Source organism: Modestobacter versicolor, from assembly GCF_041028285.1.
Classification (GTDB): Bacteria; Actinomycetota; Actinomycetes; order Mycobacteriales; family Geodermatophilaceae; genus Modestobacter; species Modestobacter versicolor_A.
Genome location: NZ_JABGDB010000049.1, coordinates 1 through 552 on the forward strand (window position 1 = coordinate 1; position 552 = coordinate 552).

Consider the following 552-nt stretch of genomic DNA (forward strand, 5'->3'; position numbering starts at 1 on the left):
CCGATCTCTTTTGTATCCGGAACTGTAAAATCAGAATTAATTAAAAAGTGCGAATCTAAATTAATTTTAAATTTATCACCATCTTTAACTCACCTATCTTCATGCATTCTTTTAACATTTACAAGTGTACCTTCTAAAGCACTCATGTAATAAAGACCCCATGTGCCAAAAACATCAACACGACAATTATATTGATATGATTGTGAATTGTTGAATTTACTTACACTTTGCAAGAAAAAACCAATTTCATGAGCTGGATTAGGTATTGAATCTGGAAGTGCATTATTTAATCCTTCAGCATAGATTACAGCATAGTTAAAACCTTGTGGTCTATTATTTAAATTAACAGCCTGATTTGTATTCACAGTTAAAGTTGCATTAAATAAAAAGTTTGTAAAATTTCAAGAAAAATCTTTTTGCTCTGTAAGTTCTCAGTGCGGGATATGAAATCTATTACCTTTTAAATTTTGTATGTCGTCAATTCTATTACCACTTTCAAAAGTAAATGGCAATTGATATAATGTTATTTTTGTTATTTTCATACTTATATTA

Annotated in this window: 1 protein-coding gene; it reads right to left on the minus strand. The window is 28.4% G+C overall.

Annotation, left to right across the window (positions count from 1 at the left end):
* Positions 1-89 precede the first annotated feature (89 nt).
* Complete coding sequence (locus HL054_RS22205; RefSeq protein WP_369141301.1) at positions 90-365, minus strand: hypothetical protein; 276 nt, start codon at positions 363-365, stop codon at positions 90-92.
* Positions 366-552: the final 187 nt, after the last annotated feature.